This window comes from Streptomyces sp. 351MFTsu5.1, from assembly GCF_000383655.1.
Taxonomy (GTDB): Bacteria; Actinomycetota; Actinomycetes; order Streptomycetales; family Streptomycetaceae; genus Streptomyces; species Streptomyces griseorubiginosus.
The window spans coordinates 439,392-459,821 of the sequence record NZ_KB911779.1; the positions used below are offsets into that span (position 1 = coordinate 439,392).

A 20,430-nucleotide genomic window follows, 5' to 3' on the forward strand; every position below is an offset into this window, starting at 1 on the left:
CTGACCCCGTCGGGGGGCCTGTCACAGGCTTCGCACATACTTCCCTGGGGGCCAAAAGCACATGTTCCGGCTGCTGATGTACCTGATCCCGCTGGCGCTGACGATCTACGCGTTCATCGACTGCCTCAACACCCCCGAGGACGAGGCGAAGCACCTGCCCAAGATCGCCTGGGTCTTCATCATCCTGCTGTTCTGGATCGTCGGCCCGATCGCCTGGCTCGCCGCGGGCAAGCTGCGCACCCCGCCGACGGGCGGCCGCACCCCCTCCGAGTGGCACCGCAACCACCGCATGGAGTACGTCGCCCCCGACGACAACCCCGAGTTCCTGAACTCCCTCAAGGCCGAGAACAAAAAGGACGAGGCCCTGCTGAAGGACTGGGAGGCGGACCTGCGCCGCCGCGAGGAGGAGCTGAAGCGCCGGGAGGCCGGCGAGGAGCCGAAGGGCGACTGACAAGCTGTACGCCGCCGAGCCCCCCGAAGCGGACATCTCGCCCCTGGGCGGAGGCGGGCGGGGGCCGGACACTTACCTCGCATGACGACAGCTCCCGCCGACTCCGCCGGCACTCTCGCCCCCGCCTACGGCGACAAGGTCATCGCCGTCGAATCGGCCGGCTCGGAAGCGATTCCCGAGTCCGAACGCCACGGCAGCCCGCTCCAGCTGCTGTGGACCTGGGCCTCCCCGAACATCGAGTTCGCGACCGTCTTCATCGGCGTGATCGCCGTCCTGTTCTTCGGACTGAGCTTCTGGCAGGCCACGGCCGCCATCGTGCTCGGCACCGCGCTCGGCGCGCTCACCCAGGGCGTGCTGTCCCTGGACGGGCCCAGGTTCGGGGTCCCGCAGATGGTCGTCGGCCGCCTCTCCTTCGGCTACTTCGGCAACATCCTGCCCGCCGCGGCCAACGGCCTGGTGGCGGGCGTCGGCTGGTTCGCGGTCAACAGCGTCAGCGCGGCCTTCGCGCTGAACACCCTGACCGGCCTGCGACCGCTGCCGTCGCTGCTGCTCGTGGTGGCCGCCGAGATCCTCATCGGCTTCATCGGCCACAACTTCGTGCACGTCTTCGAGAAGTACGCCTTCCCCGCCCTCGCGGTGATCTTCCTGCTGGCCGGGGTGTGGACCTTCAAGGACGCCCACCTCGGCGGGGGCGGCACGGGCGGCGGCGTCGGCGGCTTCCTGCTGGCGTTCAGCGCGGCCTGGGGCTACGCGGCGGGCTGGAACCCGTACGCCGCGGACTACTCCCGCTATCTCCCCCGTACCGCGAACAGGGCCCGGACGATCCTCTACCCGGCGCTCGGCCTGTTCCTGTCGGTCTCGGTGGTGGCCGTGATCGGTGCGGCCTCGGCGACGATCGTGGCCCCGAAGGACGCCACCCCGACGGCGGCCTTCACCGGGCACCTGCCGGGCTGGCTCGGCGACCTGGTGCTGATCGCGATCATCCTGGGCGGGGTCTCGGCGAACGCCCTCAACGTGTACTCCGGCGCGATCTCCATCGCCTCCTTCGGTCTGAACCTCCCGGCCTGGCTGAGCCGCAGCGTGCTCGTGGTGGTGTCCGGGGTCGCGGGTACGGCGGCGGCGTGGGCGTCGCTCTCCGACGCGGGGGCGGCCTACGAGGCGTTCCTGCTGGTGATCGCGTACTGGGTGGCGCCCTGGCTGGGCGTGGTCCTGGTCGAACGGCTGCTGCGCCGCCGGGACGCCGACGAGGTCCTGTCCGCCCGCCTGACCGACCGCTCCTTCACCAACTGGCCGGGGTTCGCGGCCCTGTTGATCGGCGTGGCGGTCTCGGTCCCGCTCTTCTCCAACCAGGAGGACTACGTCGGCTACGTACCGAAGCACTGGCCGTCGTTCGGCGACATCACCCCGGTGGTGGGCTTCGCCCTGAGCGCACTGCTGTACGCGGCGCTGCGGAGGCGGTCGCCCCAGCGGTGAGGGGGGTCAGCCCTCCTTCGCCGGGTCGCTCCCGTACAACGCGGAGGCCGTGACCGCCTGTCGGGCCGTGCAGGTGTGCTGTTCGTCGGCCGGGGCGGTCCACAGCGGGACCAGGTCGGCGTCGGAGGACATCCGCAGGTAGTGGCAGACACCGTTGACGCGCAGGGCGACGGCGTACACGTCGTCGCCTGTCTCCCGGCCCGCGACATCGGTCACGGTGTCCCAGGCGGAGACCAGCTCCCCGCCCTTCAGGAAGTCCGTGGCGCCCCGGCGGGTGTGGTCGTAACCGGCGGCCGACGTCGCGCGGTACGGGTTGGCGGGCAGCCGGGCGAGCAGCGCGCCCAACTGGGCGACGGGACTGCCCGGTCGGCCGTCCGCCCGGACGGCCGGGCAGGTGGAGGGGGTCCGCCGCACACTGCCCGGGCCGCGGGCGAAGGCGATGCGGTAGCAGCGGACCGGGTAGGCGTCGGCGTCGACGGTGGCCCCGGTGGGCGGCACCAGCCCGAGCATCACCTCCGCCGTGTGCGTCAGGCCCGCGGACCGAACGCTGAGCAACACCCCGCCGTGCTCCTCGGTCTGTGCGACCAGCGTGCCCTCGGTGAACGGGCCGCCGTAGGTGCCGCCGCCCGCCGAGTAGAAGCCGGCGTTGAGGTCCTTGCGCAGGTCCTGGGCGAGGGCGGCGGCCTGCGCGTCGACGGCTGTCGTGTCAGGGGCGGTGAGCCGCTGGCGCAGCAGCGTGCCACCCACGCCCGCGGCCCCGGCGACCAGAGCGATCGCCACGTACACCAGGCCACGCGCGACGGCACGCTTCCTCATGTCTCCCCCAGCTTCGACGGCCGCCTCGGAAGACGGCCGTCGAACTGTATCCGCCCTTGCCGGAGGGCTTGCAAGGGCCCTCAGTCGACCGTGATCGAGTCCAGCTTGGCCCTCAAGTACTCGTGGGAGTCGACCGGTTCGTGGGGCACCCGGCCGACCGGGGCCGGGACGGACTCGACGATCGTGCCGGGGGTGCACTCGCCGAAGTAGACCAGGGACATCAGCTCCTCGGCGGGCGCGTCCGCGGGCGGCGGCAGCACCCGGTGGCGGCCGGAGCACCAGCGGTCGCCCGTCCAACGGGCCATCAGGTCACCGATGTTGATGGTGAAGGCGTCGGGGTCGAAGGGGGCGTCCTCCCAGCCGCCCTCGTCCGTGAAGACCTGGAGCCCGCCCTTGCCGGCCTGCCGGTCGAGGATGGTGACCGTGCCGAAGTCGGTGTGCGGGCCGATGCGGAACTGCCCCGGCTGCGGCTCCCCGATCACCTCGGTACCGGGGTACCAGTTGATGTTGAAGCCGTACGTGGGATGGTCCATGTGCCGGGAGAAGAAGTCGGGTTCGAGCCCGAGGGCCTCCCCGAGGAGCGTCAGCAGCTGTTTCTCCAGTTCCGCCATCCGCCCCAGGTACTCCTCGCACAGCTCACGCAGTCCGGGGACCTCGGTCGGCCAGACGTTCGGCGCGTACCACTCCGCGTTGACGACCGGGTCCTCGAAGGGCTCGTGGGTGGCGAAGGTCAGCGACTCCTTGAGGTCGGGCGGGGTCTCGGTGCCCTCGGAGTAGCCGTTGGCCTCGGCGCCGGGTCCCAGCCAGCCCCGGCCGCCGACCTTCGCCTCGTAGGCCTGCTTGGTCTCCGCGGGCAGCCGGAAGAAGGACCGCGCCGCCTCCCGGATGCCCGCACGCAGCGCCGGGTCGACACCGTGCCCGGTGACCAGGAAGAACCCGGCGGTCTGGAGGGCCTCGTCGAGGGTGCGGGCGATGGCGGCGCGAGCGTCGGGGTCGCCGGAGAGCCAGGGCCCGAGGTCGATGGTCGGGATGCGCGGCCGGGAGGTGTCAGTCACCGATGTCCTCGTTCCACAGTGCGGGGTTCTTCTCGATGAAGTCGGTCATCATCCGGACGCACTCGGGATCGTCGAGCAGCACGATCTCCACCCCGTGCTCGGCCAGCCAGTCGTGCCCGCCGTGGAAGGTGGCGGCCTCGCCGATCACCACACGCGAGATGCCGAACTGGCGGACCAGCCCCGAGCAGTACCAGCACGGGGAGAGCGTGGTCACCATGGTCGTGCCACGGTACGACCGCTGCCGCCCCGCCGCCCGGAAGGCGTCCGTCTCGCCGTGCACCGAGGGGTCGTCGTGCTGGACGCGCCGGTTGTGGCCGCGCCCGAGAAGGGTGCCGTCGGCGCCGTAGAGCGCGGCGCCGATCGGGATGCCGCCCTCGGCGAGCCCGGTGCGGGCCTCCGCCACGGCGGTGGCGAGCCAGCGGCGTGCCGTCGCCTGGTCCAAGGGGTCCGGAGTGTTCATGTCCTCACTCTCCTGTGGCCGAAACACGAGGGCAACGTGCGGAAAGTACTCTCCGGGCAGCCCACAGCCGGACGAACTGTCGGGAGGCATCCATGCCCGCGCTCACCCTCCGCGAAATCCTGGCGCTCGATCCGGTCCGCGCCTCCGAGCCCGAGCTGCTCGCCGGCCACACCGGCCTGGACCGCCCCGTCCGCTGGGTCCACTCCAGCGAGGTCTACGAGGGCGCCAACTTCCTGGACGGCGGTGAGCTGCTGCTCACCAACGGTTTCGGCCTCGCCGACCCCGACGAGGAGTCCCGCCGCCGTTACGTCCGCGAGCTGGCCGCCCGGGGCGCGGCGGGCCTCGCGGTGGAGGTGGGCCGGTCCCTGCCCGCCATGCCCGCCGAGGTGGTGGACGAGGCCCAGCGCCGCGAACTGCCCCTCGTGGCCCTGCACCGGGTGGTGCCCTTCGTGCGGATCACGGAGGCCGCCAACCGGGCGATCGTGGCCCGTGGACTGTCGGGCCGTGCGGTCGTACGGCCGTGGGGCGACGACCATACGGCGGCCCTGCTGGCCGACCTCGCCGACGGGGCGGCGCTGAACCAGCCGGAGGTGGAGGCGCGGGCGGCGCTGGCCGGGTTCCACCCGGGGCCCGGAGCCCGCCTGATCGGGGTGTCGCTGCACGGCACCCGGGACGCCGGCACCGTCGACCGCGCGGTACGGCTGCTGGGCGGGGCCGGGGCGATGCGGGCCGCGTTCGCCGGGGACGTCCTGGCCCTGCTGTCCCTGCCCGGAACCCGCTCCGGTGACCCGGTGAAGGGGGTGCAGGAGGTCTTCCGCACGGTGGCCGACCCCGGCCTCACGGTGGCGGTGGGCCACGCGGTGGCCGGGGACGCCGGCTGGCTGCGCTGGAGCGACACCCTGCGGACGGCCCGTACGACCCTGGAACTGGCGCTGACGGTGCCCGCGGCGGAACCGGCCGCCCCCGACGGCCCGTTGGTGACCTCGTCGAGGGCTCTGGCCCTGGAACGGGAGCTGACCCGGGGCGGGATCGACGCCAACCGGGACCGCCTGACCGCCCTGGTCCAGCACACCCTGGGCCCGCTGCTGACCTGGGAGGCCGCCCACCCGAGCGACCTGGTCCGCACCCTGGAGACCCACTTGCGGAACGGCTGCTCCCCGACCCGCACGGCCGCCCTGCTCCACATAGGCCGCCAGTCCCTCTACCAGCGCCTGGAACGCATCGAGTCGTTGCTGGGCCTTGAGATCAACAATCCCGACCTGCTGGGTGAGTTGTTGACAGCAACATGCGCATACCGGGTCGCTCAACGCCCTTCAGGGGCGCGGGGAACTGCGCGACCAGCCCCCACACACCCGCAGACGAACTACCTCCGAACCGCCGCCTCCCGCAAGGTCACCGAACTGGTTCCGTTGAAGGGCGCATAACAAGTCACCGTAGACGGCGTCCGCAACAAATCCTCCTCGGCAAACACCTTCCGCACCGCCTCGAACGACACCTCCCCGCTCACCACAGGCGCGACGCGGTCATACAGCTCCCGCACACCCCGCGGCAGCGCACTCCCCGGCTCCCCGTCATCCGCCCCCCACACGTCCCACAGCAACGTCTCCACCTTGTTCAGCGCGGCAAGGTCGAGCCGGATGTTGCCCGCCACGAACCGCTCCCCGAAGAACGGCCCGTCCTCGGGCCCGTGCAGCCCGAACCCGGTCTCGTCCGCCCCGTCCTCCCGGATCGCCCGCCAGGCCTCCCCGGCGACGAGGAACCGCGACCGGGGTACGTCCATCGGGTCGAAGTCCACGGGCCAGTGGGCGGTGACGGCGGGGTCGGTCAGCTGCGCGTCGGCCAGCAGCCAGCCCCGCTCCTCGTCCCAGTACTCGGTGACGACGTGGTCGGCGTGGAAGCCGGTCGTACCGAAGTAGTCGGCGAACCCGGACCGCAGCCGGGCCGGCACACCGGCGTCGCGCAGCAGGGAGACGTGCAGCAGTGCGAAGTCCCGGCAGATCCCGACGAACCGGTCGCCCGGCTCCCGTCGTTCGGTCAGGGGCGCGTCGTTCCGCCCGGCGAGGAGCCGCAGGATGTCGTCGATGTACCGGGACTCGGCGTCGTTGTGGAGCCGGTCGGTCGGGTGGGTGTGTCCGAAGAGCTCGCCCTCGACCCGGTGGATCATGAGGTCCCGGACGATCCGGGCGAGTCGGGCGGGGTCGCGGGGCAGCCCGGCGTACAGCGGGGCCATCTCCCCCGGGTCGGAGAACACGCTCTGCGTGGCGTAGAAGGAGAGGGACACGGCGGCGGCCTCCCGAAAGGCGTCATCGACCACGTGTTCGAATACGGGCCGGCGCACCCCACCGTGTCAAAATTCGCCGCGAAATGTCCAGGGCCCCGGGTTGATCCGGGGCCCTGCACCATGCCTTCGCCGTACGGAGGTTCAGACGCCGGCGTAGGAGTGTTTGCCGGAGACGAAGATGTTGACGCCGTAGTAGTTGAACAGCCAGCAGCCGAAGGCGATCATCGCGAGGTAGGCGGCCTTGCGGCCCTTCCAGCCGGCGGTGGCGCGGGCGTGCAGGTAGCAGGCGTAGGCGACCCAGGTGATGAACGACCAGGTCTCCTTGGGGTCCCAGCCCCAGTAGCGGCCCCACGCGTCGCCCGCCCAGATCGCGCCCGCGATGATCGTGAACGTCCACAGCGGGAAGACGGCCGCGTTGACCCGGTACGCGAACTTGTCGAGGCTCGCGGAGGCCGGCAGCCGGTCGAGCACGGAGTTCGCGAACCGGCCGGGCGTGCCGCCGTTCGCGATCTTGTTCTCGTAGCTGTCCTTGAAGAGGTACAGGATCGTGGCGACCGCGCCCACGTAGAAGACCGCGCCGCAGAAGATCGCGGTGGAGACGTGGATGTACAGCCAGTACGAGTGAAGGGCGGGGACCAACTGGTCGCTGGCGGTGTACAGGACGGTGACGGCGAGGCCGAGATCGAGGAGGACCGTGGTGACCAGGAACAGCCCGAGCCAGCGCACGTTCTTCTTCAGGGCCAGCAGCCCGAGGTACACGGCGACGGCCACCGTGGAGAAGGTGATGTTGAACTCGTACATGTTGCCCCAGGGCGCCCGCTCCACCGAGGCCGCGCGGGCCACCACCCCGGCGAGCTCGACCAGGAAGGCCAGCACCGTCAGGGAGATGGCGATACGCCCGTAGAGGTCGCCCTGCTCGTCCCCGCCGTGCGCCCCCGGCCCGTCCGGCACGTCGCGCGAGCCCGACGCCGACCGCACCACGACCTGCGGCCGCTCCAGTACGGCGGTACTGCCCCCCTGGTTCACGGTGACCGCCGGCGACTTCTTGGCCCCGGTCTTCCCGGCGTCGGCGGTGAGCGCGGCGGCGGTGCGGCCGACCTTGCTGCGGCTGCCGAAGAGCCATTCGGCGATGTACGCGAAGAAGGCCAGGGTGTAGACGGCCATCGACGAGTAGATCAGCGTGTTGCTGATGTTGGCGAGGTGTTCGTTGGTGGCGGTGGCCAACTCGGTTGCGGCGGCGAGAGTCACTTCTCAGCCCCTTCGGAGGGTGTTGCTCGGGGTTCGGGGGTGGTGTCGTCTTGAGGGGGGTCGTTCTGGGGGTCGGGGGCCCCGGGAGCCCGGTCGTACAGGACCCCGGCCAGTTCGCCCAGCTCCTCCGGCACCTTCGCGGACTCGCTGCGGCCGAGGCCGGCCATCTCCACGACGGTCACGCCGTCGTCCCCGCGCACCGCCCGCACCCACACCCGGCGGCGCTGGATGAACAGGGACGCGGCGAGGCCGAAGATCGCGGTGAGGGCGCCGGTGAGGGCCCAGCCGCTGGCGGGCTGCTGGACGACCTGGAAGTTCGCCCACTGCCGGGTGCCCTCGTAGGTGACCGACCCGGCGCCGTTCGGGAGCTTCATGGTCTGGCCGGGCCGCAGGTTCTTCCTGAGCTCCTGCCCCTTGGCGTCCTTGAAGTCCTTCACATGCGACTTGTCGAGCTGGTACACGCTCTGCGGGATGCCCGAGTCGACCCCGAGGTCACCGTGGTAGGGCGTGAGGTTGAGCACCGGGTTGTTCAGGGCCGGGAAGGTGGAGGCCGTCTCGCTGCCCGGAGTGTAGGTCGGGATGAAGAACGCCGAGATGCCCAGCTGCTCGGCGACGCCCTTGGCGTTCCGGTAGCCGTCGAGAACCTTGATCACACCGGTGGAGGTGACGTTGGAGTCGAGCGGCAGCATCGCGACCGCGTCGTGGAAGACCACGTTGCCCTTGCCGTCCCGGACCGTGATGAGGGGGGCGTAGCCGTGGGCCGTGAGGTAGACCTTCGCGTCGTCGATCTCCAGCGGCTCGTTGACCTTGACGAGGGTCTTGCGCTCCTTGCCGTAGGCGCCCTTGCTGTAGGTGATGGCGGCCTGGTAGAGGCGCGGAGTGCCCTTGTTGGGCCCGCTGGTCTCGTAGGTGCCGGTGAACTTGTCCAGGGTGAAGCTGAACGGCACCAGGTCCTCGGTGTCGAAGAGGTTGCCGGACTTGAAGTCGTCGTAGGAGATGAGGGTGTTGGAGAACCCGTCGCCCTCGACGACCAGCTTGTTGCCCTCGGACTTGAAGAGCTGGCCCCAGGCGAAGGAGATCAGCAGCACGATGAGCGCGATGTGGAAGGCGAGGTTGCCGACCTCGCGCAGGTAGCCCTTCTCCCCGGCGACGTTGTCCCCGGCGAGGTGGGCGCGGAAGCGCTTCTGCTTCAGCAGGGCGAGCGCGGCCTCGCGGACCTGCTCGGGCTCGGCCTCGGTGCGCCAGGTGGTGTAGGCGGGCAGCCGGGTCAGCCGCTTGGGCGCGCCCGGCGGCCGGCTGCGCAGCTGCCCGACGAACTGCCAGGTGCGGGGGATGATGCAGCCGACGAGGGAGACGAACAGCAGGATGTAGATCGCGGAGAACCACACCGAGCTGTAGACGTGGAAGAGGCCGAGCTTGCCGTAGACGTCCCCGAGGGTGGGGTTGTTCTTGACGAAGTCGGCGACCTTGGTCGCGTCGGTGCCGGACTGCGGGATGAGGGAGCCCGGGATCGCGCCGAGCGCCACCAGCAGGAGCAGCAGCAGCGCCACCCGCATGGAGGTCAGCTGGCGCCAGAACCAGCGGGCCCAGCCGACGACACCGAGGGAGGGCAGGTTCGGCGGGCCCTCGACCGGCGCGGTGGACAGCTGGGAGCCGGCGGCCCCGAGGTCCTGGTCCGTGGCGGGAGTGTCGGGTGTGGTCTTGCTCATGGATCAGATCCCCACAGAGAAGCCGGCGGACCAGGACTGGACGTCCTGCACGAGGCGGTCCCACACACCGGTCAGCAGCAGGAGCCCGGTCACGATCATCATGGTGCCGCCGATGCGCATGACCCAGACGTAGTGGCGCTTGACCCAGCCGAAGGCGCCGAGCGCCTTGCGGAAGGCGACCGCGGCGAGCACGAACGGCAGGCCGAGGCCGAGGCAGTAGGCGACGGTCAGTATGGCACCGCGGCCCGCGCTGCCCTGCTGGGAGGACAGGGCGATCACCGAGGCGAGGGTCGGGCCGATGCAGGGGGTCCAGCCGATGCCGAACAGCGCACCCAGCAGCGGGGCGCCGACCAGGCCCATCGCGGGCCGGTTGTGGAAGCGGAACTCCCGCTGGGTCATCCAGGGCATCAGGCCCATGAAGAAGACGCCCATGAGGATCATGAGCACGCCCAGCACCTTGGACAGCACGCCCTGGTTCTCCTGGAGCGTCTGCCCGAAGTAGCCGAACAGCGCCCCGCTGGAGACGAACACCACGGTGAAGCCGAGCACGAACAGCGAGGCCCCGGCGACCATGCGGCCGCGCCGGGCCTCGGCCAGGTCGGTCCCGGTGACGCCGGTGACGTACGACAGATAGCCGGGGACCAGCGGCAGGACGCACGGGGAGAAGAAGGAGACCAGGCCGCCGAGGACCGCGATGGGCAGCGCGAGCAGCAGGGCGCCGTTGAGGACGGTGCCGTTGTAGCCGGTGTCGGCGGCGAGCGTGACGACTGCGCTCACGTCACTTCTCCGCGAGGACCGGGGCGATCATCTTGCGCAGCTTGCTCTCGCTGAGCGCGGCCAGCGAGCGGGAGGCGATCTTCCCTTCCCGGTCGATGACGAGCGTGGAGGGCACGGCCTGCGGGTTGAGGGTGCCCTTCTGGAAGCGGAGCATCAGCTTGCCGGTGGGGTCGTAGAGGCTGGGGAAGGTGATGCCCATGTCCTTCTCGAAGGCGCGGGCGTTCTGGATACTGGTGTCGCGGGTGTTGATGCCGACGAACTGCACGTTCTGGGACTTGAGGTCCTTGTAGACCGTCTCCAGGTTGGGCGCCTCGGCCCGGCAGGGGGCGCACCAGGAGCCCCAGATGTTCAGGACGACGACCTTGCCCTTGTAGTCGGCGACGTCGAGCTGTGCCCCGTCGACGGTCTTGCCGGAGAGGTCGGGGGCGGTGCCCCGGTCGCCCTGCTTGGCCGTGGAGATGCCGTCCGCGCCCATGATGAAGTTGGTGTCGCCGCCTCCGCCCGAGGTGCCGCCCGAGCTGCACGCGGAAAGGATCAGCGCTGCGGCTGCGGCACCTGCGCTGAACAGGCTGGCACGGACTCGGGAGCGGCTACGGCTGGCGGCACTCATGTGAAAAGTTTCGCATGCCCGTTCTGGGGATCTTGCGCACCCCCCTTGCGGGCGGAAACCCGCATTTCAGGCAGCGTTCGAGGAGCTTGTGGAGGTGGGTGCCGAGGGGGGCGTCGAGGGGGTCCTGAGGAAGGTGTTCCAGCCACCGGCGGGCCGCTGCCCGACATCGAGCGTCCGCAGGTTCTCCAGCACCTCGGGCTTCTGTACGTCCATCCAGTCGACGAACTGCCGGAACGAGACCATGCGGATGTCCGCGCCCTTCTCCCTCTCCCGCGCGATGTGCGTGAAGGCCTGCTCCACGGCGTCCATGTAGATGCCGCCGTTCCAGTGCTCGAAGTGGTTGCCGACGAAGAAGGGGGCACGGTTGGTCTCGTAGGCCCGCTGGAAGCCCGCGATGTAGGCGCCGGCCGCCTGCTCGCGCCAGGCCGGGTAGCGGTAGGCGGGCGCGTTGGTCGAGTTGATCGACTGGTTGGCGAGCATGTTGTAGTCCATGGACAGGACCTCGAAGCCGCGGCCGGGGAAGGGTATCGCCTGGAGCGGCAGGTCCCATATCCCCTTGGTCTTCCGGGGCCAGACCTGGCGGCCGCCGGGCGAGGAGGCGTCATAGCGCCAGCCGAGCTCGCGGGCGGTGGGCAGCAGGTTGTCCTGGCCGAGCAGACAGGGGGTGCGGCCGCCGATGAGCTCCTTGTCGTAGTCGAAGGGCAGGGAGGGCAGATCGGTCCAGCCGGTGTTGGTGCGCCACTCCTTGACGAATGCTTTCGCCTGCTGGATCTCCGAGCGCCACTGCGCCGGGGTCCAGTGCGCGACGGTGCCGTAGCCGCCGCAGAAGTGGCCGTTGAAGTGGGTGCCTATCTCGTGCCCCTCGAGCCAGGCACGCCGGACGTTGGCCAGGGTCGCCTTGACGTGCTCGTCGGTGAGGTAGCCGATGTCGGAGGCGCCGCGGGGGTTGTTCGGGGGGTCGTAGAGCCGCTTCTTCGACTCGGGCAGCAGATACAGCCCGGAGAGGAAGAAGGTCATATGGGCGTCGTGCTTCCTGGCGAGGTCCAGGAACCGCGGGAAGAGCCCGTTGCCGACCTCGCCGGCCCCGTCCCAGGAGAAGATCACGAACTGCGGTGGGGTCTGCCCCGGCTCCAACGGCACGGGCTTGCCGGGCTGGTGGGGCTGCTTGCCGGTGAAGGAGGTGGAGCCGTCACCGATGGGGCGAGCCGTGGGCTTCGGCGAGGGCTTGGGATCCGAGCCCTTGGAAGGGTGGGACACGCCGTCCGACCCGTCCGACCCGGTGAGGGTCCCGCACCCCGACAGTCCGACGGCGGCCGCGGCCCCCGCCCCGAGTCCGAGTGCTCCCCTTCGACTGAGAGTGGGCATGCTTCCCCGATTCATCACGTTCCTGGGTGGTCACCCAGTCAGAGGTGACGGGGAGGGGGGAGGGTTCCGCCACTATTTGCGGATTCGGTAACAGGAACGCGCCCCGTCAGGGGCGCGGGCCTGTTTCGATTTGCGGCTCCGCCGCGTGGGCGCGACCAGCCACGACGGACCCGCAGTCCCCCACGAACCGCTAGGCCCCAAAGGCCTTGGACTTACCCTTCACAGGCTTGGCACCGGCCCGAAGATGAACCGGCACAAGATCGATCGCCGGCTCGCTGTACCCCACGGACACGATCCGGTCCCCCTGATACGTGAAGGACGTCAGGGACGCCAGCGTGCACTGCCGCTTCCGCGGGTCGTGCCACAACCGCCGCTTCTCGACCCACGACCGCACGATCCAGATCGGCAGCTGGTGACTGACGAGCACCGCCTCATGCCCCCGCGCTTGGTCCCGCGCAGCGTCCAGCGCCCCCTTCATCCGGACGACCTGGTCGACGTACGGCTCCCCCCACGACGGCTTGAAGGGGTTGACGAGGTGCTTCCAGTTCTCCGGGTTCTTCAGGGCGCCGTCCCCGACCCCGAAGGTCTTGCCCTGGAAGACGTTCTCGGCCTCGAGGAGCCGCTCGTCGGTCGCGATGTCGAGCCCGTGCGCCTTGGCGATCGGCGTGGCGGTCTCCTGGGCCCGCTCCAGCGGGGACGCGCAGACGTAGGTGATGTCCCGGGGGGCGAGGTGCTCGGCGACCCGGTCGGCCATCTGCCGGCCGAGCTCGGAGAGGTGGTAGCCCGCGAGACGGCCGTAGAGGACCCCGTCGGGGTTGGCGACCTCGCCGTGCCGCATGAGGTGGACGACGGTGATGTCGCTGGTGTGGTCGCTGCTCATGCCGCCGTGGCCTCCGCCGCCGCTCGGGCCGCCGCCGGAAGGGCGTCGGCGATCCGCTGAACCGCCTGCTCGTCGTGGGCCGTGGACACGAACCAGGACTCGAAGGAGGACGGCGGCAGGTAGACGCCGTTCTCCAGAAGGGAGTGGAAGAACGCGGTGAACCGGAAGGACTCCTGCGCCTTGGCGTCCTCGTAGTTCCGCACCGCGCGGTCCGTGAAGAACACGGAGAACATGTTGGAGGCGTTCTGCACGGTGTGCGCGACGCCCTCCTTGCCGAGCGCCTCGGAGACCAGGGACTGGATCTGCCGGGACACGGCGTCGACCTTCTCGTAGGCCGCGTCGTCGAGGAGCCGCAGCTGGGCGAGGCCGGCGGCGGTGGCGACGGGGTTACCGGAGAGGGTGCCGGCCTGGTAGACGGGCCCGGCGGGCGCGAGGTGCGCCATGACGTCGGCGCGGCCACCGAAGGCGGCGGCCGGGAAGCCACCGCCCATCACCTTCCCGAAGGTCATGAGGTCGGGCCGGACGCCGTCGATGCCGTACCAACCGCTGCGGCTGGTCCGGAACCCGGTCATCACCTCGTCGGAGATGTAGAGGGCGCCGTTCTGCGCGCAGGCGTCCTTGAGCCCCTGGTTGAAGCCGGGCAGCGGCGGCACGACGCCCATGTTGCCGGGCGAGGCCTCGGTGATCACACAGGCGATCTCGCCGGGGTGCCGGTGGAAGGCCTCGTGGACGGCTTCGAGGTCGTTGTACGGCAGCACGATGGTGTCGCCGGCCTGGGCGCCGGTGACGCCGGGGGTGTCGGGCAGCGCGAAGGTGGCGACCCCGCTGCCCGCCGCGGCGAGGAGGGAGTCGACGTGACCGTGGTAGCAGCCGGCGAACTTGATGACCTTGGTGCGCCGGGTGAAGCCGCGGGCGAGCCGGATCGCGGACATGGTGGCCTCGGTGCCGCTGGAGACCAGCCGCACCTGGTCGACGGGCTCGACCCGGGCCACGATCTCCTCGGCGAGCGCGACCTCGCCCTCACCGGGGGTGCCGAAGGAGGTGCCCCTGGACACCGCCTCCTGGACGGCGGCGATCACCTCGGGGTGCGAGTGCCCGAGGATCATGGGGCCCCAGGAGCAGACGAGGTCGACGTACTCGCGCCCGTCGGCGTCCGTCAGGTACGGGCCGGTGCCGGACACCATGAAGCGGGGGGTGCCGCCCACGGCACGGAAGGCGCGGACCGGGGAGTTCACACCGCCGGGCGTGACGGCCGACGCGCGGTCGAACAGGGCCTGCGAGACAGGCGCATCGTACGAATAGGGCAGTTCACTCATAACTTGCGACTACTCCGACCTTCTCCGGTTCGTTCTGCTTTCTCGGACTCCGTTGCCGGTGACCACCTCAGAGTAGGCCAGGCCTCGGAACCCTCCGGCGTCCGGCGATCTGCGAAACTGGATGCAGATACACACAGCTCACGGGGACGATGGCGGCGAGCCGTTTGTCCGGGGGCTGCGAAGATCCTGCGGACAGGTGTTTCAGCGCACGTTTCGGCGGGCGGCCGTGGGGGAGGTCACTGACACGATGATCGGGTTGCGCGGCGGGGCCTGCGCGTCCTAGAAAAGCAGTCGGGTGGAGATATGCATCGCGGTGGCGGACTGGGCGAGGGGACTGACGACCTGGGTCCTCGACGTGCCCGGCGGGGGAAACACCGGCGCGAGGCGGAGGAAGCCGGCGAGACACGCCAGGGTCATGGCGCCGTGGCGCCGGGTGAGTCGGATCGCGACGAGCGACGTATCGAACGTCGTATCGATCCGTTGAGGGCGGGAAGCAGGAATGGTGGTCGGGTGGGGGTGACGTACAAGTACTTCGGCGCGCCCGACGGCGCGACCGCGGCCCGCGTGCCGATCTCGATGCGCCCCGAGGAACTCGGCGGCGACGAGCTCGGCATGAACGGCATGTTCACCAAGATCAAGCCGGAGACCATGGCGGCGATGGTCCTCACCGGCATAGAAGGCGTCCCCCTCCACAAGGTCCCCCCGCTCGAACTGGTCGTCCTGCACCCCGACTACGCGGTGGTCAAGCTGCCCATGACGGTGGTGGACCCGCTGCGCGGCATAGGCGAGGAAGCGGTCGGCGCGGCGGCCTTCATCTGGTCGACGGTCCCGGACCGGGGCGGCCCGCGGGACGCGTTCAACGTGTACCAACTGCTGCACGAGTGGCAGGACTTCAGCCATCGGTTGCATGAGGCGGGGCATCAGCCGTACTGCCTTGTGTGGCCGTGACCTAGGGTTTCGGTGGTTTCGGGCGGGGTCTTCGGGCCTCGCCCTTTTTGGTGCCGGGCCGGTCGTCCTCGCCTTCTGCGTCGGCTTCTCCCTCGGCTTCTGTTCAGACGTCGTCGATCGCCTTACGCGTGCGGGTCTCGCTGGATGGCAGCACATGCGTGTACGCGACACACCGCTCTGTGCCGCTGAGGACATCTGGGTCCACTACGGCTTCACCGGCACCAGCATGTAGATCTCGCCGCAGCAAGGACGCTGGGCAGTCCTGCTCACCAACAAGCTCTGGGCCTCTGCGCTGCGGCTCGGGCCCTCTTCGCATTTGCCGCTGTATTCAGCCGGGCGAGGTGGGCGCGTCGTGAGACTTCGCCTCCGAAGGATCGCCAGCCGTAGAGAGAGGCCAGTAGCTCGGCCACGCCAGCTGCCGCCGCAGACGCCGCAGCCATGACGCGGGCCATGAGGGCAGGCGGACGCGCAACCAATCGGCCGCGGGTCTGCGCTGCCGTGACAGCGCACTGCTCGGACCAGAGTTCAAAGATCTGCGCGAGACGGGCGCAGAACGTTGCCACGGCGGCCAAGCAGCCGTAGGCGAAAACCAACCCACCGATGATGCGTTCAGCGACGCCCGGGGGCGATGCCCCATCGGACCGGCACCTGCCGCATTCCGGGCCGCGGTCGGAGCGGAAGACTACGCGGTTCCCTTCGCCGCCCCAGTTGGTCATCGCCCTCTGCAGTGCAAAAGCCGACGAGGACGGTGCCGCGTCGGGCCCATGGTGTATCCAGGTGCCCGATGGGCGAACGCATCGTGGCCGGACGCGGGGTGGAGCTTGCCCTCACCGGCGCCGATCTCGGTTATATCGCCTCCCGTGCGACGGCGTCGAAACCACGTCGCGCCAGGAGAGGGGCTTTCCGGTTTCCCTGCCGCGCCAGCAGCCTGCGTCGGCAGGGCGGTTCGCCGCCATCAGGACGGCACGGGCCACCGCACCTCAGGTCAACCAGCCGGCAATGGCGTGGACGAGTGCTTCGCCGCCTTGCTCAACCACCGTTCCTGCCACCAGTGCAGGCAGGGCCTGGACGACTCCCCGGAGCACACCGGCCCGAGCCTGGGGGTCGGGAGCCGACAAGGACGCATCGATGGTGTTCGTCATCGCCCGCAGCGCCGTCGCGTGGTCCAGGGTTCCCTCGTTACGGTCGATTTCGGCCCGGAAGGACGTGAGGAGCCCCCGTACGGCCTCGATATCGACGGCTCCCTGGACCGGGGCGTGCTGGTACACGTGGGAGATGTTCTGACCCGCGACGTTCTGGATGGGGGCATTGTTGTTGCCGCCCACATGGATGCCCGAGCCGTGCCCAGGCAGCTCCTCCCCACGACGGCCACGTCCCACGATCATCGTTTCCCTCCTCAAGATCCGTTGCTCTGGCCCACGCCGTGGATGTCGCTGCCCGCGACGTTCTGGATGGGAGCGTTGTTGTCGCCGTACACCTGGATGTTGGTAATGACCGCGGCCACCTGACGCTCGTACGGCGCCGTGTCGACGCCCAGTTCGTCGAGGTACTCGGAGACGGTGCGGAAGATGCAGGTCTGGATCAGTACCACGTGCCGTTTGGCGTCGTCGTTCTGGTGCATGTCGGTGACCTCCTCGGTGGAGTACCGGTCGCGCAGGCTGACCGGGTCCTTCTCCTCCGCCCGTCCGTCTTCGCCCGGTTCTCCGAGGGCGAGCCGGGACACGGACCTCCAGAGCGCGAGCGGCCCCGACAGGGCGTCCAGTAGCGCCTGTACAGCGACCCAGCCGAGCAGGCGGAGTCCACGCTTGGCGACCGGAGCGGCGGTCACCCGTAATTCGTTGTACAGGGGCGTCATCACGTGCGGTCGTACTGTCAGACGGACTTCTCCCGCCTCAAGCGCGGCGTGCACGAAGACGCTCACCACGACCTGCCCGTCCCAACTGACGCACTGGGCGCGCAGGTAGAGCCGATCAGGGATACTCGACGGCGACCGGCGACCCCGGCCGCGCAGATCCGGCAGTTCCAACTTCGACGCGCGGGTGCGCTGCAGCCACAGGGCAGCTGGAAGCCCCTGCACCTTCGTTACGGTCAGGCCGGGCAGCGGTTCGGTGATCTCACGCGCTCCACGTCCGAGATCTCTCAGAGCCGTGCCCATCCGCCGTAGCAGCTCCTCCTCCCCGAACTGTTTGACCGACACCTCGGGGTCCTTGGGTACGAGCGGGATGCCGATGTCCGCAGCGCCCCAGACATCGCGGCCGGCACCGACGAAGCGCTCGGGATCGTCGTACGGCAGCTCCAACCACGTCTGTTCTCGGCCGAGTTTCGCCATCCGGCGCCCACCTATCGGGGCCACCCAGGGCAACCGGTCCGAGGACACCCCCTCACGGGTGATTTCTCTCAGAGCAGCCCGAGCCACGAACCGGTCACCGGCATGTACCAGCGCGGCACCCGCCAGCAGCGCGAATGGCAGGACGACCAGGCCGACCCGCAGGCCCACCACCTCCGCGCCGGTAGACGCATAGGGCACGACCGCGAGCACCCACGGCACGCACAGCACGAGATACGCCGACCGGGGAGAGACCGCCAGCCGTGACTTCTTCGACTTTCTCTGCGCCCGCAGTGCAACCCACCGCATCAACAGGGCTACGAGGACTGCAACGGCCCACACCACGCCGGCTCGTGGTGTCAGGTATGCCAAGGCCGCAGCCACCAGCAGCACGCCAAGCCTTCTCACCCACCAGCCCCTTCGTGCGCGGAGGCTGTGCGCCACCACCGGCACCAGGTCGAACCCGTAGGACGGGACAGCCAGCGGCGGCCCATGCAGAACGTGATCCATCACCCAGCGCGCCATCGGCTCGCCCAGCGGAGGACAGTCGTCACTCCCCTCCAGATAGATACGCCGACGCGTACTACGCCGCGGCTTATCGGCCTTACCACCCTTGCCGCGTACCTTGCGCCACCATGCCTTGACAGCCCCGATGCGGTCAGGACGCGTGTACACGGCCTGGCACAGCAACCCAGTCACTTCTGAAGAAGTCGGATCCCCTGCATCGGAACGTCCGTCCTCGACCGTCGGAGGACCGGCCTGGACCGGCACTTCGGGCCAGTGGGACAGCCCTCCTTCGGCCCGCTCCCGTACACGCGACCCCCAACCGAACCCCATTAACCGCCCCCCGGTTCTCAGTACGGCGGGCATCCTCACTGCACGGCGAGCAAAGCGCTAGAGCACAAACGCGGCAATGTACACAACCAGGGGAATCTTGGGTTCTTTGGCCGGATCTCGCCGCTGCGAGGAATTCGGAGAGGCTACGCCTGCGACTCACTGGGCAATGGGCCGTCCGGCGAGAGGACCCAGGGCACATCCAGGGCACATGAGCCTGGGAAACGGCGTCGACAGATGAGAACTACCGAGAGGAGTTTTCCCGGCTCAACGCACATTTCGCTGCGAAACCCCGGTTCAGCGGCCTCCCGTCCCCATTCGCTGCACGAATGGCAGGACTTCAGCCATCGCCTGCATGAGGCGGAGCATCAGCCGTACTGCCTTGTGTGGCCGTGAGCCGGGGTTTAAGAGGCTTCGGGCGGGGTTTATCCACCCCGCCCACGTCACGTGCGGAGAGAGGCCCTCGGGCGAGCGGCTCGTACGAACCGATCAGCACACCCTCACGCTCGCCTTCCCGACCCATACCTGGCGCAGTCATTGCCGCGCCTTTTCCCGCTGCGCTCACCACGACCGGCACTTAACCGACGCAGTGAGTGGTGGCTCCTACATCAACGCCTCCTTCAGCGTTCGTGGCACACGACCTGGGAGTTTCGGACGCGTCTCCGACCGGATCCGTGCGCCGTCTCACGTTGCACGGTCGCGGGAAGGACCGCCCGGCGACGGTAAGCGGGCTCGAGGGCGGACACTGTCCCACTCCCGAGCCCGCTTACAGTTTGGGCTATTTTGCGCGCTTTCGAGCTAGTCCATCTTGATGTACAGGGCCAGGGCCAGCTGCTCGTCAAGCGCCTGCATCGTCGTGAAGGCCCCATCGCCGATCTGGTAGTTCAGGGGATAGCCGTGCTGTGTCGCGTTCTCGGCTGCCTGGGACAGGCCTCCCCAGTTGTTCTCCAGATCCAGGGCCGTCAGAGTGAGGCTGCGCCCCCCGCCGTTGACGGCGGACGAGGACCCGGCGTAGAAGCTGCCGTTGTTGCGCATCGCGTGGCCGATCCGGTAGGAGATGAAGTCGAAGCGGGCACCCTCGGAGAGGGCCTGGGTGAGGACGAGCAGGCCCCGCGCGCTGTCCCGCCAGTTGCCGTTTGCCAGGTCGGTGACCGCATTCCGGATGGAACCCAGGGTGATGCTGAGGGAGCCGCGGTCGACCTGACCGGCAGACTCCATATTGGTGTAGTTGAGCCAGTTCCGGTTCTGCGTATCACCCCGCTGCCCCGGCATGGTCTGGGGTCCGGTACCCAGCCGGATGTACGTGTGGGTGTTTTCGTTGTACCAGCCGGTCACGTACAGGTTCCGCGCGTTGAAGATCAGAGTGACCCGGTTCCCGTTGTTCTGCAGGGTGACGGGGAAGTAGTCGTCGCTCGTCCGTGTGACACGGATGCTGTTGTAGATGGACCAGCCGCCGCCCCGCTCGCGGATGAAGTTGATGATGGCGTCGTACTGGTCGGGGGTGGCGCTCGCCATGTCGAAGGTCATGCCATCGGTCGGGGTCGTCGCGTTGGCCAGCTGGACGTGCCCGCCCAGTGACTGGTGCTGCGCACCGGTGGTGAGGTTGCCGCCCAGACCGGCGAAGGCGACGGCGCCGGCGACGGCCGCCGAGAGTACGGCCGATGTGCTGAGCCTGCGGAAGATGTGTGCTCGGGACATGGTGTGCGCTCCGTTGTGCGTGGCCGGTGGGCCGGCCCAGGGAAGGAGATGAACTGTGTCGAACGGCGTGCGGGCCATCGTTTTCCGACGTGACCGGAGACCGGTACCCGGAGTGGACCAGGCGGTGTGGGGCTCTCAGTGCTCGTGAGGGTCTGAGCGGCACCGGATCAGAGGTTCCGCTGC

18 protein-coding genes are annotated in these 20,430 nt (G+C 69.4%); 4 read left to right on the forward strand and 14 right to left on the reverse strand.

Annotated features, from left to right (window positions below; all coding sequences use genetic code 11):
* Positions 1 to 61: 61 nt before the first annotated feature.
* Positions 62 to 451: a PLD nuclease N-terminal domain-containing protein gene (locus H295_RS0114080; RefSeq protein ID WP_020135977.1), complete on the forward strand. Its 390-nt coding sequence runs from the start codon at positions 62 to 64 to the stop codon at positions 449 to 451.
* Positions 452 to 532: 81 nt separating this feature from the next.
* Positions 533 to 1,924: a purine-cytosine permease family protein gene (locus tag H295_RS0114085; RefSeq protein WP_020135978.1), complete on the forward strand. Its 1,392-nt coding sequence runs from the start codon at positions 533 to 535 to the stop codon at positions 1,922 to 1,924.
* Between the two features lie 6 nt (positions 1,925 to 1,930).
* Here the strand turns inward: H295_RS0114085 and H295_RS0114090 are convergent, their stop codons facing one another.
* The 3 genes from H295_RS0114090 to H295_RS0114100 all read right to left on the reverse strand — a co-directional run bounded on the left by H295_RS0114090 (position 1,931) and on the right by H295_RS0114100 (position 4,255).
* Positions 1,931 to 2,740 carry a hypothetical protein gene (locus tag H295_RS0114090; RefSeq protein ID WP_020135979.1) on the reverse strand — a complete coding sequence of 270 codons (810 nt, stop codon included), beginning with the start codon at positions 2,738 to 2,740 and terminating at the stop codon, positions 1,931 to 1,933.
* Positions 2,741 to 2,820: 80 nt separating this feature from the next.
* Positions 2,821 to 3,795 carry an isopenicillin N synthase family dioxygenase gene (locus tag H295_RS0114095; protein ID WP_020135980.1) on the reverse strand — a complete coding sequence of 325 codons (975 nt, stop codon included), beginning with the start codon at positions 3,793 to 3,795 and terminating at the stop codon, positions 2,821 to 2,823.
* Positions 3,788 to 4,255, reverse strand: a complete 468-nt coding sequence (locus H295_RS0114100) for a nucleoside deaminase (RefSeq protein WP_020135981.1) — start codon at positions 4,253 to 4,255, stop codon at positions 3,788 to 3,790. The genes H295_RS0114095 and H295_RS0114100 overlap by 8 nt, the downstream gene beginning before the upstream one ends.
* Before the next feature lie 92 nt (positions 4,256 to 4,347).
* Between H295_RS0114100 and H295_RS0114105 the strand changes: the two genes are divergently transcribed.
* Complete coding sequence (locus H295_RS0114105) at positions 4,348 to 5,679, forward strand: PucR family transcriptional regulator (RefSeq protein WP_020135982.1); 1,332 nt, start codon at positions 4,348 to 4,350, stop codon at positions 5,677 to 5,679.
* Here the strand turns inward: H295_RS0114105 and H295_RS0114110 are convergent.
* The 8 genes from H295_RS0114110 to hemL all read right to left on the reverse strand — a co-directional run bounded on the left by H295_RS0114110 (position 5,619) and on the right by hemL (position 14,441).
* Entirely contained in the window at positions 5,619 to 6,536 is a 918-nt protein-coding gene (locus H295_RS0114110) for a transglutaminase-like domain-containing protein (protein ID WP_043217487.1), read from the reverse strand. The genes H295_RS0114105 and H295_RS0114110 overlap by 61 nt on opposite strands.
* Positions 6,537 to 6,677: 141 nt before the next feature.
* Entirely contained in the window at positions 6,678 to 7,784 is a 1,107-nt protein-coding gene (gene ccsB, locus H295_RS0114115) for a c-type cytochrome biogenesis protein CcsB (protein WP_020135984.1), read from the reverse strand.
* Entirely contained in the window at positions 7,781 to 9,493 is a 1,713-nt protein-coding gene (resB, locus tag H295_RS0114120) for a cytochrome c biogenesis protein ResB (protein WP_020135985.1), read from the reverse strand. Before resB ends, ccsB begins: the two co-directional genes overlap by 4 nt.
* A gap of 3 nt (positions 9,494 to 9,496) precedes the next feature.
* Complete coding sequence (locus H295_RS0114125; RefSeq protein ID WP_020135986.1) at positions 9,497 to 10,270, reverse strand: cytochrome c biogenesis CcdA family protein; 774 nt, start codon at positions 10,268 to 10,270, stop codon at positions 9,497 to 9,499.
* Between the two features lies 1 nt (position 10,271).
* On the reverse strand, positions 10,272 to 10,880 hold the full coding sequence (locus tag H295_RS0114130) for a TlpA family protein disulfide reductase (protein ID WP_028809344.1): 609 nt from the start codon (positions 10,878 to 10,880) through the stop codon (positions 10,272 to 10,274).
* Between the two features lie 66 nt (positions 10,881 to 10,946).
* On the reverse strand, positions 10,947 to 12,245 hold the full coding sequence (locus H295_RS0114135; protein ID WP_020135988.1) for a hypothetical protein: 1,299 nt from the start codon (positions 12,243 to 12,245) through the stop codon (positions 10,947 to 10,949).
* A gap of 190 nt (positions 12,246 to 12,435) precedes the next feature.
* Positions 12,436 to 13,125 (reverse strand): histidine phosphatase family protein, encoded by a 690-nt coding sequence (locus H295_RS0114140; RefSeq protein WP_020135989.1) that lies wholly within the window; start codon positions 13,123 to 13,125, stop codon positions 12,436 to 12,438.
* Positions 13,122 to 14,441, reverse strand: a complete 1,320-nt coding sequence (gene hemL, locus H295_RS0114145; protein WP_020135990.1) for a glutamate-1-semialdehyde 2,1-aminomutase — start codon at positions 14,439 to 14,441, stop codon at positions 13,122 to 13,124. The genes H295_RS0114140 and hemL overlap by 4 nt, the downstream gene beginning before the upstream one ends.
* A 303-nt stretch (positions 14,442 to 14,744) precedes the next feature.
* Between hemL and H295_RS0114155 the strand changes: the two genes are divergently transcribed.
* Positions 14,745 to 15,389 (forward strand): hypothetical protein, encoded by a 645-nt coding sequence (locus H295_RS0114155; RefSeq protein ID WP_078616646.1) that lies wholly within the window; start codon positions 14,745 to 14,747, stop codon positions 15,387 to 15,389.
* Between the two features lie 980 nt (positions 15,390 to 16,369).
* On the opposite strand, the gene H295_RS0114160 is transcribed toward H295_RS0114155, so the two are convergent.
* The 3 genes from H295_RS0114160 to H295_RS0114170 form a co-directional block, all read right to left on the reverse strand.
* Complete coding sequence (locus tag H295_RS0114160; RefSeq protein ID WP_020135992.1) at positions 16,370 to 16,774, reverse strand: hypothetical protein; 405 nt, start codon at positions 16,772 to 16,774, stop codon at positions 16,370 to 16,372.
* Positions 16,775 to 16,785: 11 nt separating this feature from the next.
* Positions 16,786 to 18,240, reverse strand: coding sequence for a hypothetical protein (locus H295_RS0114165; protein WP_234021605.1), 1,455 nt, complete (start codon positions 18,238 to 18,240; stop codon positions 16,786 to 16,788).
* Positions 18,241 to 19,347: 1,107 nt separating this feature from the next.
* Positions 19,348 to 20,247: a ribosome-inactivating family protein gene (locus H295_RS0114170; RefSeq protein WP_020135994.1), complete on the reverse strand. Its 900-nt coding sequence runs from the start codon at positions 20,245 to 20,247 to the stop codon at positions 19,348 to 19,350.
* Positions 20,248 to 20,430 lie beyond the last annotated feature (183 nt).